The following is a 15,058-nucleotide window of genomic DNA, read 5'->3' as shown; positions in this document are numbered from 1 at the left end:
TTTGCGTAATAATGATCAGATGGCTGTCAGCCACATAAAATATGTTTCCCCCGACCGCTCAGGCGCGGGGTTTTCGAAGGATCAAGGTAAGGGTTATGAGCATGAAGAATTTGGGTCTGGCGGTGGGTATGTTCACGTTGCTGGCATTGGCCGGTTGCTCCACACAGACCGTGGTGACCTTGCAGAACGGCACCCAATATTTGACCAAGGACGTGCCCAACGCGAAAACGGCCGATGGTTTCTACGAATTCACCGACATCGCCGGCAAGCGTATTCGCGTCAAGGCCGATGACGTCGCAACCGTGATGAAGGAAAAATAAAAAAGTGGGAGCCAATTGGCTCCCACCTTTCTTTGCAATGCACTGCCCTGTGGGAGCCGGGCTTGCCCGCGATGCAGGCAACTCGGTCTGCCAGGTACACCGTAGCGATCCCATCGCAGCCTCGCCAAGGCTCGACAGCTCCCACAGAAGCAGCGCTACTCAGCTGATGGAAATGCCATCGCCCCCAACCCCGGCTAATCCAACTCCGACCAGCGTCACCGAATCCGCGCCAAAACTCAGCACCGTATCGCCCCCCACCACCTTGGCATGGTCACGCCAGTCCGCACTGCCCTCCACGTCCCTGAACACCAGCTTGTCGGTGGACTGGTAACCGATCACCCGGTCCTGCCCAAACTGCCCGCCGAACAGAAAGGTGTTGTGCCCGCTGTTGTCGCGGATCGTGTCATTGCCCTTGCCGCCTTCAATGAAGTCCACACCCTTGCCGCCCTGGATCAGGTCATTACCGTCGCTGCCGATGATGAACGTGTTGCCCTTGTGGGGCTCGGCGTTGCGGTTGAGGTCCTGCACCCAGGTATTGGCCCGTGCCGGGTCCGACAGGTTGGCCACGATAATCGTCGAGTCCCGGCTGGTCAGGTCGTAGAACTTCGAGTCCAGCACTCGGGTCAAGCCATCGCCATAGCCAGTGGGCAAGTGAGAAAGCCAGGTGGGCAGGTTGACGATGGAAAACGGCAGGACATTCCACAGTGTCGACGCGTAGTGATCGTTGAAGCTGACGATATTGTCGGTGGTCGACTCATGAGGCTTGTCATGCACGCCCAGGGACGAGAAGTTGAACGACGAACCGTCCAGCGCGCGAAACACCGGGTCATTCTCATAACCGATGTTCAACACCTTGTCGCCGCTGCTCTGGGTTGGCGAGGCATAGGCCACATAGTTGGAGTCGTTGTAGAACCCCGACCACTTATTGCTGCTCAAGTCGGCCATGCTGTTGACCGCCAGGCCGCCCAGGCTATGGCCGCTGACCACCACGTCCTTGCCCGTCAACCCATGACTGCCGGCATACGCCGCGACATCCTTGAGCAAGGTGCCAAAGGCTTCGCCCGCGTAGTTTTTCGCATAATCCTTGGGCCCCAGCGCTGCCAGCAAATCACTGACCAAATCGCCAATGGAGTCGGTGATCAAGGTTTCCCGAGGCCCCGAAGTCCCGCGAAAACCAATGCCGATTTCCAGCAGTTTGCCGTCGCCATCGTACTTGCCCAGCACCTCCACCTGCGCGGTGGTGTAGCCGGCCTTTTCACCGAAGAACGTGCCCCGGGCATCCACCTTGCCGCCATAGCCCAGGGTACTGGCGCTGATGGGCGTCCAGCCGGCCTTGTTGACCGCTTCGAGGGCCGCCTTTTCCGAGTCCGGGTTCCAGGGAATTCCCGGAATTACCCCTTGGGAATCTGTACTGCCAAGCAGCGCCCCCACCAGGGTTGCCGGCAGCCCCAGGCCAAAACCGTTGTGCTGATAGCCCACGGCAAAGCCGTTATCCAGGTTGTGATAAGAGTACAAGGTGATCGCCATGGCATCGGCGAACAACGCTTTGGAGCCCTCGGTCCCGAGGTTTTTATAGTCGAAAACACCCATGGTATTGCCTCTCTTTTGTTGGAATTGTCGAGAAAGCCAAATCTGCACAGATTGACGATTGGAACCGGATCAATGTGGGAGCGGGCTTGCTCGCGAAAGCGGTGGTTCAGTCAACCCATCCACCGACTGGCACACCGCCTTCGCGAGCAAGCCCGCTCCCACATTTCGAACTGCAGTGTTTAGAAAGCCCAGTCCAGGCTCAAACCCACCCCATGGACTTTCTCTTTGCTGGCCAGCAGGCCGTTGTAATCCAGGTTCACCTTCGCATCCTTGCTCAGCGCCAGGCTGACCCGCGCGCCCACCAATGCCGCATCACGCACCATCGACGAACTCTCCACCGAGAACGACGGGCCGCCCGACGCAAACGCCAGGTGCCGCTCGGAATCGACGCTGCTCAGGTTGTGCTGCCAGCCCAGAGTGCCGGAAAGCTCCAGTTGCTGATGGTCGTTGATATTCAAGGTTTTCAGCGCTCGAGCACCCAGGGTACTCAGCACCACATCGCGGCTGTCATCCCGGCCCTTCAAGGCCGCCGCATCGCCCTTCTCGGTAAACCCATCGGCGTCCAGATGCACATACGCCAGGTTGGCGAACGGTTCCAGGGCCAGGGGTTGCAGGTTCAAGCGATAGGCCGCTTCGGTAAACACCTGGGTGCTGCGGGCATCCACCTTGGCTTTCTGTTTGCCAGCGACTTCACCGTATTGCAGCTCGCGTTTCACATCGGCGCGGTGCCAGCTGTAGGTCGCCCCGCCGCTCAAACGCAAGGCACCGATCTCGTGCCCGGCATAGGCACCCAAGTGATAGCTGTCTACCGACGCCCGGGAATGGGTGTCGCTGCCCATGTTCAGCGACGTGTCGCTGTACCCCGCTACCAGGCCCACACGGGTGTCGTCATCCAGCGCGCCGTCCACACCCGCCAGCATGCCGCCGATGGAGGTGGTGTAGCCCGCCGTATCACTGCCGCTGTTGGTCTTGCCCCAGGCGCCCAGCGCCTTGACCCAGACGTTGCCACGGCTGTCGACGGTCTGGCTCGATGCGCCCATTTCCCCTTGCTGCAAACGCTCGCCCACGGCTTCGCGCAGGTAGCGGTTGTCATTGACCAATGCGGTTTCCAGCGCCGGGTAGATTTCCCCGGACAACTGCTGGAACGCACCTTGGGCCGAGGCCGCATTCGGCGCCAGCAACAGGCTTTCATAGACTGCGTTGCCTGCACCCAATTGCTCGGCGGCGGCTGCCACCGAACGTTGGTTCGGGGTGGCGGCCACACTGGCAAAGGTGTTGGCGTTGCGCCCCACATCCAGTTGCACGCCATTGGCGGCGTAGTTCAAGGTGCCGCCGATAAACAGGTAGTCAGGCAGCACCGAACCGAAGCTGCCGGTGATCCCGCCTGCGGCCTGCAGGATGTTGTATTGGCGACCGATCAGGCTTTCGGCCTGGGTCTGGGTCAGCAGCGTCGGGCTGTTTTCCAGGGCCAGGGTCACCGTGCCGCCGCTGAGGGTGGCCTTGCCACCGGCGACGATGCGGTCACTGCTGGTTTCCGACAGCTCCACCGCGTAGGTAGAGCCCGCCGCAAAGCTCACATCGCCGGCCACGTTCAGCGTGCCGATGGAGTTACCCGGCGCCACGGTACCGCCGCTGTTCGCCGTCAGCGAACCAATGCGCCCGGAACCGCCCACTACGCCGCTGCTGCTGACGGTGACGTCGGAGGTGATCGAGCCATTGATTGCCAGCAACCCTTGGTTGACCAGGGTCGGGCCACTGTAGGTGTTGGTGCCGGTCAGCACCAATGCACCGATGCCCTGCTTGGTCAGGCCGCCGTGCCCGGAGATGTCGTTGCTCCACACATCCAGGCCGCAATGCACATCGATGCAAATGCGCTGGGTCGGTTTGCCGGCATCCACCACGGCGCCAATCCCTGGCAGGTCCGCGACGAATTGACCGGAGCCGTAGGCCCCGTCGATACGAAACTCAGCCGGGATATCCTCAGCCGTCACAAACATCCCCGGGCCGTTGATCGCCTTGCCCAGGTTGATCATGCCCCAGCCGTACAGCGAGTCGATGCCCGGTGCGCCGAGGTCGGTCGCGGTGGTTTTCAGCAGCGTGGAAATCTGGTCGCCACTCATGTACGCAAAGCGCTCCATCAACACCGCCGCACTGCCGGCCACATGGGGTGCGGCCATGGAGGTGCCGTTGAAGTTGGCGTAGTCGGTGGTCAGGTTTTCCAGGGTGGTGCCGTTGATCACCGAGCTGTAGATCTTGGTCCCGGGGGCCGCCACGCAAAAGCTCGCGGCATAACCGCAACGTGAAGAGAAGGTGCTGATCACGTACGGATCGGAACTGGCGGTGTCGGGGTTCTGTTGCAACGCCGCCACCGACAGCCAGTTGGGTGCAATCTCCGGTACGAAGTACGCCAAGCCCGAGATCGCATCCGGGTTGTTGCGGTTGTAGTCGTTGCCGGCGGCAAAGATCGTCAGCACGCCGCTGCGGGCCGCATCGATGGCGCCTTGGTAAGCGCCGCCCGCGATGGTGCCAAGGATCGGCCGGATGTTATTGAACTGTGCCTGCGCTTCATTGACCGTGAAGTTGGGGAACGCCGGATCGCGCCCGCCCTTGGCGTACTGGTCACCGATACCGATGCCCCAACTGTTGTTGATGATGCGTGCACCGCTGGCGACCAGCGCGTCCCAACCGGCTTTGTACACCGCGCCGTCGTTGCCGAGGATGATCCCGTCTTCGGGGCCCGGGTCACCGTTTTCGGCGCTGATGATCTGCGCATCGAACGCCACGCCATGCATCGGCCCGCCGTCGCGGTTACCGGCGGCAATCCCGCCCACGTGGGTGCCGTGATTGCCGAGTTTGCCGTTGGAGCCCAGGGAGGGCGTGCCGTCATAGCGAAACGCGTCCCCGGCCTTCACCGGGATGTACGGGTCGGTGTATTGGCGAATGCCTTCGGTCACGATCGTGACCACTTTGCCGGGGCTGGCGAATTCCGGATGCTGGGCATACACCGGCTGATCGAAGACCCCCAGCTTGACGCCCTTGCCGGTGTAGCCGGCGGCGTATGCGGCGTCTGCATGCACGGCGCCCAGGCCCCAATCGGCCTTGAACTCATTGCTGCGCCAGCTGGCAGCATCCCCCAGTTTTCCGCTTTCCACGTAGGGTGCGGCCTGGGCGGTACCCAAGCTGGCCAGGCAACACAGCAACGCGCCATATGGCACGCAGCTCAAGGCCTTGAGCGGGTAGCCCGGGCCTGTTGGGATGGCGGATTGAAACCCTCGTTTTGTTTTTTTCACGGTGGACTTCCTTGTAGGAGCGAGCTTGCTCGCGATGGTCGTTAACGATGACTCGGGCTTTCTGGATAAATGCGGTGCCTTCACGTTTTTCGCGAGCAAGCTCGCTCCTACATGAAGAGGGCACCGTTCAGAACTGCCAGTTCAGGCTCAACCCCACGCCCTGCACTTTTTCCCGGCCAGCCAATTGGCCCGTGTAGTCGAGGTTGATCCGTGTGTTTTTGCTCAACGCCAGGCTGGCCTGTACACCCACCAGTGCCGCATCGCGCATCAACGGCGAGCTTTGCACCGCGAACGACGGCCCACCCGCGACAAACGCCAGGTGCTCTTCGGATTCAACGGCACTCAGGCTGTGCTGCCAGCCCAACGAGCCGAAAACGTCCAATTGCTGGCGGTCATTGAGAGGGAAGGTTTTCGATGCCCGAAGGCCCAGGGTGCTCAGCACTGCATCGCGGCTGTCACTGCCACGCTCAAGTGCAGCGGCGTCGCCTTTCTCGTGAAAGCGTTCGTTGTCCAGGTGCACGTAAGCCAGGTTGGCGAACGGCTCCAACGCCATCGATTGCAGGCTTAAACGGTAGGCCGCTTCGGTAAATACCTGGGCACTGCGCGCATCCAGTTTGGTCTTCTGCTTGCCGCTGACTTCGCCGTACTGCAAGTCACGTTTCACGTCGCCGCGATGCCAGCTGTACGCGCCGCCGACGCTCAAGCGCCAGTTGCCCAGCTCGTGCCCGGCATAGGCGCCGAGGTGGTAGCTGTCGATAGACGCCGAGGAGTGAGTGCCGCTGCCCATGTTCAGCGAGCTGTCGCTGTAACCGGCCACCAGACCGGCGCGGGTCTGCTCATCCAGCGCACCGTCGACACCGGCCAGCATGCCGCCCAGTGAGGTGGTGTAGCCCGCCGATTCGCTGCGGCTGTCGGTTTCGCCCCAACTGCCGAGCGCCTTGACCCACACATTGCTTTCACCCGCGACCGGCGTATGGCGCAGGCGCTCGCCGACGGCATCACGTAGTTGGCGACTATCGTTGATCAGCATCGTGTCGATGGCCGGATAGATTTCCCCCGACAGTTTCTGGAAGCCTTGTTGCGCACTGGCCGCCGAGTCTGAACGCAGGATGCTTTCGTACACCGGGTTGCCCGCGCCCAATTGCTCGGCCGCTGCCGCCACCGAGCGCTGGTTACGGGTAGCGCCGACACTGGCGAAACTCGCATCGCTGCGGGCAATGTCCAGCTGCACGCCGTTGGCGGCATAGTCGAGGGTGCCGCCGAGGAACAGGTAGTTGGGCAACACCGCACCGAACTCACCCTGGATCCCGCCTGCCGCCTGAAGGATGTTGTACTGACGCCCCAGCAGGCTCTCGGCCTGTTGCTGGCTGAGCAACGTCGGGCTGTTTTCCAGGGCCAGGGTCACGGTACCGCCGCCGAGGATTGCCTTGCCGGTGGCGACAATCTGGTCGCTGCTGGTGGGGGTAAGTTCGACCGCATAGGTGGAGCCGGCGGCGAGGTTCACGTCCCCAGCCACCTGCAAGGTACCCACGGAGTTGCCCGGCGCCACGGTGCCGCCGCTGTTCACCTGCAACGCCGCGATACCGCCGGAACCGCCCAGTGTGCCGCTGTCATTGACCGTCACTGCCGACGTCAGTGAGCCATTCACCGCCAACCGACCGCCATTCACGGTGGTCGGGCCACGGTAGGTGTTGTCACCCGTGAGAATCAGGCTGCCCGCGCCGGATTTGATCAGGCTGCCTTCGTAGATACGCTGGGCCGCCGCTGCCGCCCGGGCGGTGCCAACGGCATAGTCCGTCTGGTCCTGCTGGCTCGCGCCAGCGCTTACGCCGTTCTCCCAGCCCTTGTCGTGCAGGGTTTGCTGCCAGGCCAGGGTTTCGGCGCTGTCTTCGGCCTGGCGCTGGATCAGCGCCTTGTCGGAGATCGCATTGCTCCACACATCGCCCTGCCCGGCCGCCATCGTGACATTCATCGGCCCAAGCAATTGCCCGGGCCCGTGCATCGCCCGGCCAAGGTCCGGCACGCCCCAACCGACCTGGGTGGTCGGTGCATCGGTGACCGCGCCATTGAGTTGAGTGGCCGTGGTCAACAGCACCTGCAAGGCCTGTTCGTTGTTCAGGTATGGGTAGCGTTCCATCACCAGCGCCAGTGCGCCCGTGGCATGGGGCGCCGACATCGACGTGCCGGACTTTACGCCGTAGCCACCGTCGGGAATGGTGCTGTTGATCAACGCCCCGGGGGTGGAAATGCACCAGTACTTGGCGATGCCGCACTGGTTGTATTTCTGGTTATTCGCCTTGTCCAGGCCCGACACCGCCAGCCAGTGGCCCTCCAGTTCCGGCTGGAAATACGGCAAGGCCGAACGCACGCTGGCGTTGGCGTAGCCGCTGTTACCGGCACTGAACACGTTGATCACCCCGGCCTTGGCCACCTCCGCAGCTGCATCCAGCCAGGTGTTCCGGTTGTAGTGCTGGGCATAGGCAGCATGCAGGTCGCCCAGGGTCTGGTAGCTGACATCCTTGGGCTGGCTGCCCCAGCTGTTGTTGATCGCCCGCACGCCGGAATCCACCAGGGCGGTGTACACCGCCTTGAAGTACTTGGGATCCGGTGTGGGGCCGAACAGGAAGCTGTCATTGGCGTTGGTGTTGCCGACGTAGATCTGCGCGTTGTACGCCACGCCGTGCATGCCCACGCCATCACGGGCCGCGCCCATGGTGCCGGTGACGTGGGTACCGTGGGAGTCGTTGTTGGGGTTGAGCGCGCCGGTGGTGCTGAACGGGCTGCCGTCGACGTAGGTGCCGCTGGCGGTGACCGCGTGATAGCGGTCCTTGGAGGCTTCGGGATGGTTGGGGTCGAAACCCGAGTCGAGGGCGCCGATCTTCACTCCACTTCCGGTGATGCCGCTCGCGTAGGCCTCGTTGGCTTTCATCCGGTCCAGGCCCCAGTCACTCTGGAACTCGGCGGAGCGCCAACTGGCGGGGTCGCCCGCTTTGCCGGTTTCGATGTACTGCCCGTGGGCTGCCACTGACAGCAGCAGCAAGGAGCCTGCGGTGAAGGGTTTGAAGCGAGGTGAATCAGTGATCATGAGGAGTCCTTTTTCTTATTGTTGAAATACCTGTGGTCAGGGCGATTGCTGTGGCTTGGGAGCTAGCTGTGTCTTGAAAGCTTGCTGTGGCGAGGGAGCTTGCTCCCGCTGGGCTGCGTAGCGGCCCCAAGATCTTGGGAGCGCTGCGCACTCCAGCGGGAGCAAGCTCCCTCGCCACAGCAAGCTCCCCCCACCACAGCAAGCTCCTTAGCCCCATCATCAGCGGCTCATGGGGCCAAATGCCTCATCCACCTTGGCCAGGTCGGTGTCGCGCAAGTTGCCCGCGTAGTAATGCAATTTGGTCCAGGCCATCAGGTAGTCGTACCGCGCCTGGGCCAGGTCGCGACGAGTGCTGTACAGCTGCTGCTCGGCGTTCAGCGCATCGAGGTTGACCCGCTCGCCGCCGAGGATGCTTTGCTTGGTGGAGACCACCAGCGCTTCGGCCGAGGTCAGCGCCTTTTGGTAGGCGCGCAGCTTGCTCACCCCCGACAGGCAAGCGCTGAACTGGCGCCGCAGTTCGATCAGGGTTTCGCGGGTCTTGCCTTCCAGTTCGTACTCGGCCTGCTCCATGGCCCGGCTGGCCTGGCGGGTGGACGCCGAGACGCCGCCACCGGCATACAACGGCATGCTGACTTCGATGCCGATGGTGTTGGTGTCGTAGCGCTGGTTGTAGGTGTTGCCGCTGTCGGACTCCTGCTGGCGCGAGCTGGCATAGGCCGTGACCCGTGGCAGGTGCCCGGAGCGGTTGCGCTCCACTTCATAACGCGCCACTTCCACGGACTGGCGCTGCGAGGCCAGGTTGGGATTGTTCGTCAGCGCGAGTTCGTGCCAGGTGTCGTAGTTGGCCGGGGTCAGGGTGAAGGCAGCAAATCCCGGATTCAGCGGCGCCAGGTCATTGATATTGACGCTCTGCACACCAATCAACGCACCAAGCTCCCGCAGCGACGCGTCTTGCTCATCCAGCGCCTGGATTTCCTCGGCAGTGGCCAGCTCATAGCGCGATTCCGCTTCCAGAATGTCGGTGCGGGTGCCTTCGCCCTGCTGGAACAAATGCTGGTTCTGCTGGAACTGCTGCTCGTAGGCCTTTTTCTTCGCGCGGGCAATGTCGATCTGGTCCTGGGCAAACAACGCCTGGGTGTAATAGGTCAGCACCCGCACCAGCAGCGCCTGGCTCTTGTCGCGAAAACTCTCGTCGGCAAACAGCGCCTGAGCCACGCCCTTGCGATAGTTGGCATAGGCTTCATAGTCGAACAAAGGCTGTTGCAGGGTGAAGGTGGAGCCGTAGCTGTTGTAGTTGCGGTCATCGTGATAATTACCGCCGCGCCCGTCGGGCAAGGTGGCCTGGGAGTTGTTGCGGCCCTTGTTGTAGTTGTACGACAGCTTGGGCAGCAGGCCGGCGCGGCCAATGGTGCGGTTTTCCAGGCCGGCATCGCGTTCCTTGATGGCGCCGAGGAATACCGGGTCGTTGCGCAGGGCCTGTTCGTAAACATCGAACGGCCCCATGGCAGCCTGGGCGCTGCTGCAGGCGAGTAACAAGGCGATGAACATCGGCTTCATGCTCATTCCTCGGTCAACGCCGAGCCGGCGCGGTCCAGCAGCGGCTTGAACAGGTAATTGAGCAAGGAGCGCTCGCCGGTACGGATGAACATCTCGGCGGGCATCCCCGGCTTGATCACCAGGCCATGGAGTTTTTCCAGGGCGTTGCTGCTGACGACCGTGCGCAAGACGTAGTACGGCATGCCGGTTTTTTCGTCGAGCATCTGGTCGGCGGAGATCAGGCTCACCTCCCCTGGCACCCGCGGCGTGCGGCTCTGGTTGAAGGCGGTGAAGAGGATATCTACCGGCAAGTGGGCGCCGACCTTGTCCACCAGATGCACTGGCAAGCGCCCTTCCACTTCCAGGCGGGTGTCCTGGGGCACGATTTCCAACAGGGTTTCACCGGCACGCACCACAGCGCCTTCGGTGTGCACCCCCAGGTTGACGGCGATGCCATCGGCAGGCGCATTGATTTCGCTGTGCTGCAGGTCGAAACCGGCGGAGGTCAGTTGCTGCTCCAAGGTCAGGCTGCGCAGTTGCGCATCGGCCAGTTGGCTGCGGACTTCCTTCTGATACTCCTCGCTGTGCTGCTGCAACTTGAGGCGCGACTCGAGGATGCCCTGCTCCACCCGGCCGCTTTCACCGGTGTTCTGCGCCAGGTCCTGCTGCACCTGGGACAGTTGGCGCTGGTACTCCATCAGCCGGTTGCGCGGGATGTAGCCGTTGTCGGCCAAGGGTTGCAGGTTGTTCAGTTGGTCACGCAGGGATTGCGCCTGGGCGGTCAGGTCGCTGCGGGCGCGGCGCATGCCGTTCAGTTGTGCGGTGGCGCCTTCGATACTCGCGCGAATCCCGGCCTGTTCCCGGGCAAAGGCTTCGCGGCGACTGCTGAACAGTTGGCGCTGGCCTTCAAGGACCAATGCCAGGGCTTGATCGGGGTTGGTGCTCAGCTCCGGCGGAAAGGTGATGGTTGACTGGTTGTCGCGCTCGCTCTGCCACCGCGCCACGCTGGCCCAGGCCATGCGGTATTGGGCTTGCAGGGAGTGCACGTCGGCCTGGTTTTGCGTCTGGTCGAGGCGGAACAGCGGCTGGCCCTGCTTCACCGCCTCGCCTTCACGCACCAGGATCCGGCTGACCACGCCGGGGCTCAAGGTTTGCACGGCCTTGCGCTTGCCCGACACCACCACCGTGCCTTGTACCGGAATCCCCTGGTCCAGCGGTGCCAGGCTGGCCCACAGGAAAAACCCACCGGCGCCGACCACTGTCAGCAGCCAGCCCATGCGGGCAAAGAAGCGCGCATCGTGTTCGGGGTGAGTCTGTTCGTAATCGCGGTTGATTTGAATGCTGCTGTCGCTGCTCATGCGCCTGATCCTTGCGGCTTGTTAATTAACTGTAGGAGCGAGCTTGCTCGCGAAAAACCTGAGGGCGCCGCGTTGATTCAGGATGCCCGCGTCATCGTTAACGACCTTCGCGAGCAAGCTCGCTCCTACAGTTGGGCTGTTCTCGCTGGCCGGACAGTGCCCGCAGCACGTCCTGGCTCGGACCAAATGCCTGCAACCGGCCTTCGTTCAGCACCAGCAGCTTGTCGGCCTGGGCCAGCGCGGACGAACGGTGAGTCACCAGCACCACCGTGCTGCCCAGGGCTTTCATCTGCATGATCGCGCTGGCCAGGGCGGCTTCACCCACGGTGTCGAGGTTGGAGTTGGGCTCGTCGAGCACGATCAGGCGAGGCCCGCCGTACAGCGCGCGGGCCAGGGCGACCCGTTGTTTCTGGCCACCGGACAGGCCGCTGCCTTCGTCACCGAGCACGGTGTCGTAGCCGTGGGGCAAACGCAGGATCAATTCGTGCACGCCAGCTTGTTGGGCGGCCTGCACCACGAGTTGGGGATCGGCTTCGCGAAAGCGTGCGATGTTGTCGGCAATGCTGCCGCTGAACAGTTCGATGTCTTGGGGCAGGTAGCCAATATGCGGGCCGAGGTCGTCGCGGTCCCAGCGATGAATATCGGCACCGTCCAGACGCACGGTGCCGGCGAGAGTTGGCCACACGCCCACCAATACGCGGGCCAGGGTCGATTTGCCGGAGCCGGAAGCACCCAGCACGCCGAGCACTTCACCCGCAGTCAGGTTGAAACTGACCTGATGCAAGGTCGGCACACGCCGCCCCGGCGGTCCCGCACTGACTTGCTCGAAACTCACATTGCCCTTGGGCGCCGGCAAGGCCATCTGCTCGCCCTGGGGCGGAAATTCACGCATCAGGCCGTCCAGGCGCTGATAGGCCAGCTTGGCCGAACTCCATTGCTTCCACACGGCGATCAACTGGTCGATGGGGCTCAACACCCGGCCCATCAGGATCGAACCGGCGATCATCATGCCCGCCGTCATGTCGCCCTTGATCACCAGTAACGCCCCCAGGCCCAGCACCAACGATTGCAGGCACAGGCGCAGGGATTTACTCAGGGAACTGATGATCGAGCCGGTGTCGCTGGCCTTGTTCTGCAAGCCCAGAAACTGCGAATGCACCTTGAACCAGCGCTTGCGCAATGCGCCGAGCATGCCCATGGCCTGGATGGTTTCGGCGTTGTGCAGGTGGCTGGTGGCCAACTGTGTGGATTGCTGGGAAAACCCGCTGGCTTCACCCAGGGGCTTTTTGGTCAGGTACTCGTTGAGGCACGCCAGCGCAATCAGCAGCACCGCACCGGCGCTGGCCAAGACACCCAGCCAGACGTTGAACAGGAAGATCACAAACAGGTAGATCGGAAACCACGGCGCGTCGAAAAATGCGAACAACGCCGGCCCAGTGATGAATTGGCGGATGTGGGTCAAATCCCCCAGGGATTGCCCGCCATGGCCTTCGCCCCGTTGCAGGTTGCGCTCGAACGCGGCCTTGTACACCCGCAGGTTGAAGCGGCGCTCCAACTGGCTGCCGATGCGGATCACGATAAAGCTGCGGATCACCTCCAGCACACCGATAAAGGCGAAGAACCCCACCACCATCAGCGTCAACATCACCAAGGTGGTTTCGTTCTGTGAAGACAGCACGCGGTCGTAGACTTGCAACATATAAATCGACGGCACCAACATCAATACGTTAATCAATGCCGTGAAACAGCCAATACTGATCAGAATACTTTTGTAGTCGCCGAGTGCCTTGAACAGTGGTGCAACGGGAGTGGTCTTCGCCATGTTGCCTGATCTTCCCTGAGCCGAATGACGCGCAATAGTTTACCGAGCGCCCCATTAAGGGGCGGGCAAACATTAAAATCGGGTTATATCGTTATAACTAATTATTCGGGTGCACGTTGTAATATCAATACCGCGCCGGATTTTGCGCGGCCTTCATATTCGCCTTCTTTCTGGCGATTCAAATGGGTAATGCCAGTGCCTTCGGCATTCATCAACCAAATACCATCAGGCGTAGGCGTCCAACTAACGGGCGCTTCACCCAACCATTGTCGGGCGCACTCTACGTCGCCGCCCAGTGCATTGGCTTGCTCAATCAGATCCAGCGCGCACACGTGTTCCTGCTGATGCAGTGCCCAATGCCCGGCCAACTGCGCGGACGTAGGTAAAACCAGACTGCTTGCCATTGCTGTGGCTCCTGCCGACATGAACAACGCCTGGATACACCAGGCAACTGTAGTGCGAAATAGCGTCATCACCTTCGCCCGTTCGAGGGGTGGATGCAAGGGCAGAGGGCGGCACGTGTGCGCCACCCTCCTTTACACCTGAATCAAGCCACGATGTCGCTGGCTACTGCCTGGCCAACGGTGGTGACGAGGAAGTCCGCCACGCCGTGCCCGGAGAAGTCCACTGCCAGTGTGCCCAGGTTGGTACCCGAGGCGTAGGACAGCACGGCTTCGCTGCCATGACCGCTGAACGCATTGACGAAGGTCAGGCCTGCACCTTTGGTGATGCCGGTGAGGTCGATCTTGTCCGAGCCCGAGGTGAAGTCGAAGATCTTGTCGGCCGCACCTGGTTTGGAGTCCGAGCTGGCGCCGAACACGAAAGTGTCGTTGCCTGAACCGCCCCACAGCTGGTCTGCACCGGCGCCGCCGAAGATGATGTCGTTACCGGCACCGCCTTTGAGGCCGTTCGCTGCTGCGTTACCGATCAACAGGTCGTTACCCGAACCGCCGATGGCGTTCTCTACGGTCACGCCCTTGGCGATGGAAACGTTGCCTACCAGGCCACCCACGTCGGAGAACGAGGTCTCATTGAGGTTGATCTTCTGGTTTTGGGTAAAACCGGAGAAATCCAGGGTGTCGTTGCCGCCACCGTCCCATACCGAGAACACCAGCTTGTCGGCCGATGAGGTGGCGCTGAGGAAATCACGCCCGGTGTTGGAGTTGAAGCCGTAGGTGGTGTCGCCGGCGCGGGTGCTGTAGTTGGCGCCGTAGAGCTTCTGGATCGCGGCGATGTCGTCGATCAGCGGGCCGGACGAGTAAGCCTCTACCCCGCCTTTGCTGAAGTTCTGGTTGGTGTTGCTCTCGCTCCAGTAACTCATGACGCTGTAGCCGCGCGTGTCCTGTCCATAGTCCGCGTCTTTGTACGAAGGGTTACCGGTCCCGGCGTTGTAGTCGCCAGGGTGGTCCAGGCCCAAGGTGTGGCCGATTTCGTGGGTCAGGGTCTGCCGGCCATAGTTGTTCAGGTCCGGCGTCTTGTTCGGCGTATAGCTGTTGTTGGTCAGGTACCAGGAAGTGCCGTCAAGCCCGCTTTCGTTGTACTTGGCGTTGGTGCCCGGCAGGTAGGCAAAGGCCGCTGCGCCGTCCTGGCCGCCGCTGTAGTTGCCGAAGGTCATGTGGAAGTCACCGCCCGAGGCTTTCTCGGTGAAGGTGACTTTGGCCACATCAGCCCAGGATTGCATGGCCAGTACGGCCTGTGCTTTCTGCTGGCTGTTGAACTGGCTGAACCCGGTGATCCCATGTTTGTTCATGGTCGAGTTGGAAGCCGACGTCAGGAAGGTGTAGGTAAGATCGATCTTGCCATTGCCGTCCACGTCGCGGTACGCGGCGTTCTCACGCAGCAGGTGGTCAGCGGCCTGGTCAACGGTGAACGAAGGTTTGCCATTGACCGTGAGGTTGCCGCCGCGGTCGTATTGATGGCTAAAGCTATCGATTTGCGTATAAGCGGTACTTGCTTGAGCCGCCGATACAATAGCTTTGTCTTTTACTTTTGACATAAACGTACTTCCTTGTTTGCAAGTGGAACAGTTTTTGTCCGACCGGACCCACTCTGGCGAG

The 15,058-nt window shown here is 61.8% G+C and carries 9 protein-coding genes and 1 pseudogene; 1 reads left to right on the top strand and 9 read right to left on the bottom strand.

Annotated elements, in window-relative coordinates; genetic code table 11:
• Nucleotides 1-95: 95 nt before the first annotated feature.
• Nucleotides 96-320, top strand: a complete 225-nt coding sequence (locus ACA046_RS16205; protein WP_076013508.1) for a YgdI/YgdR family lipoprotein — start codon at nt 96-98, stop codon at nt 318-320.
• Nucleotides 321-479: 159 nt separating this feature from the next.
• Here the strand turns inward: ACA046_RS16205 and ACA046_RS16200 are convergent, their stop codons facing one another.
• The 9 genes and pseudogenes from ACA046_RS16200 to ACA046_RS16160 form a co-directional block, all read right to left on the bottom strand.
• Complete coding sequence (locus tag ACA046_RS16200) at nt 480-1,910, bottom strand: polyurethane esterase (protein ID WP_497674379.1); 1,431 nt, start codon at nt 1,908-1,910, stop codon at nt 480-482.
• 179 nt (nt 1,911-2,089) lie between these two features.
• Nucleotides 2,090-5,200 carry an autotransporter domain-containing protein gene (locus ACA046_RS16195; protein WP_497674378.1) on the bottom strand — a complete coding sequence of 1,037 codons (3,111 nt, stop codon included), beginning with the start codon at nt 5,198-5,200 and terminating at the stop codon, nt 2,090-2,092.
• Nucleotides 5,201-5,327: 127 nt separating this feature from the next.
• Nucleotides 5,328-8,285, bottom strand: a complete 2,958-nt coding sequence (gene eprS, locus ACA046_RS16190) for an autotransporter serine peptidase EprS (protein ID WP_497674377.1) — start codon at nt 8,283-8,285, stop codon at nt 5,328-5,330.
• Between the two features lie 219 nt (nt 8,286-8,504).
• Complete coding sequence (locus ACA046_RS16185; RefSeq protein ID WP_076013512.1) at nt 8,505-9,842, bottom strand: TolC family outer membrane protein; 1,338 nt, start codon at nt 9,840-9,842, stop codon at nt 8,505-8,507.
• Between the two features lie 2 nt (nt 9,843-9,844).
• Nucleotides 9,845-11,179, bottom strand: a complete 1,335-nt coding sequence (locus ACA046_RS16180; RefSeq protein WP_167664268.1) for an HlyD family type I secretion periplasmic adaptor subunit — start codon at nt 11,177-11,179, stop codon at nt 9,845-9,847.
• 27 nt (nt 11,180-11,206) lie between these two features.
• Nucleotides 11,207-11,296: pseudogene (locus tag ACA046_RS16175) on the bottom strand (outer membrane lipoprotein carrier protein LolA); the annotation flags it as partial.
• Entirely contained in the window at nt 11,277-13,001 is a 1,725-nt protein-coding gene (locus ACA046_RS16170) for a type I secretion system permease/ATPase (RefSeq protein WP_459020968.1), read from the bottom strand. The gene ACA046_RS16170 and the pseudogene ACA046_RS16175, both read right to left, overlap by 20 nt.
• A gap of 101 nt (nt 13,002-13,102) precedes the next feature.
• Nucleotides 13,103-13,474, bottom strand: coding sequence for an AprI/Inh family metalloprotease inhibitor (locus ACA046_RS16165; protein ID WP_459020970.1), 372 nt, complete (start codon nt 13,472-13,474; stop codon nt 13,103-13,105).
• 74 nt (nt 13,475-13,548) lie between these two features.
• Entirely contained in the window at nt 13,549-14,997 is a 1,449-nt protein-coding gene (locus ACA046_RS16160; protein WP_497674376.1) for a serralysin family metalloprotease, read from the bottom strand.
• Between the last annotated feature and the right edge of the window lie 61 nt (nt 14,998-15,058).

This window comes from Pseudomonas sp. LBUM1641 (assembly GCF_059716235.1).
Note: the sequence above shows the minus strand (reverse complement) of the source record. Positions and strands in the feature narration are given on the sequence as shown.

Excerpts from the sequence above, each read along its gene's own strand:
- ACA046_RS16205 (WP_076013508.1), top strand. The coding sequence starts at position 96 with ATGAGCATGAAGAATTTGGGTCTGGCGGTGGGTATGTTCACGTTGCTG.
- ACA046_RS16200 (WP_497674379.1), bottom strand. The coding sequence starts at position 1,910 with ATGGGTGTTTTCGACTATAAAAACCTCGGGACCGAGGGCTCCAAAGCG.
- eprS (WP_497674377.1), bottom strand. The coding sequence starts at position 8,285 with ATGATCACTGATTCACCTCGCTTCAAACCCTTCACCGCAGGCTCCTTG.
- ACA046_RS16185 (WP_076013512.1), bottom strand. The coding sequence starts at position 9,842 with ATGAAGCCGATGTTCATCGCCTTGTTACTCGCCTGCAGCAGCGCCCAG.
- ACA046_RS16180 (WP_167664268.1), bottom strand. The coding sequence starts at position 11,179 with ATGAGCAGCGACAGCAGCATTCAAATCAACCGCGATTACGAACAGACT.
- ACA046_RS16170 (WP_459020968.1), bottom strand. The coding sequence starts at position 13,001 with ATGGCGAAGACCACTCCCGTTGCACCACTGTTCAAGGCACTCGGCGAC.
- ACA046_RS16165 (WP_459020970.1), bottom strand. The coding sequence starts at position 13,474 with ATGACGCTATTTCGCACTACAGTTGCCTGGTGTATCCAGGCGTTGTTC.
- ACA046_RS16160 (WP_497674376.1), bottom strand. The coding sequence starts at position 14,997 with ATGTCAAAAGTAAAAGACAAAGCTATTGTATCGGCGGCTCAAGCAAGT.